Source organism: Sphingomonas sp. CCH9-F2 (genome assembly GCF_001556735.1).
Lineage (GTDB): Bacteria > Pseudomonadota > Alphaproteobacteria > Sphingomonadales > Sphingomonadaceae > Sphingomonas > Sphingomonas ginsenosidimutans.
On the sequence record NZ_LSJO01000550.1, the window covers coordinates 1 to 220 of the forward strand.

The 220-nt window shown below is 70.0% G+C and carries 1 pseudogene; it reads left to right on the forward strand.

The features are described 5' to 3' along the window. Positions 1-220 (forward strand): annotated as a pseudogene (locus tag AX685_RS22730) (GDSL family lipase); the annotation flags it as partial.

The window sequence follows — 220 nt, forward strand, 5'->3', positions numbered from 1 at the left end:
ACGATGCGGCGGATGCACGGCTGAAGACCGACTGGCCGTGGCTGGCGCGCTATGCCGAGGACAACCGGCGGCTGATCGCGTCGGGCGCGCGCACCGGCATCGTCTTCATGGGCGATTCGATCACCCAGGGGTGGATCGACAAGCGGCCGGGGTTCTTCACCGCGGGCCGCGTCGATCGCGGGATCGGCGGGCAGACCACGCCGCAGATGCTGTGCCGGAT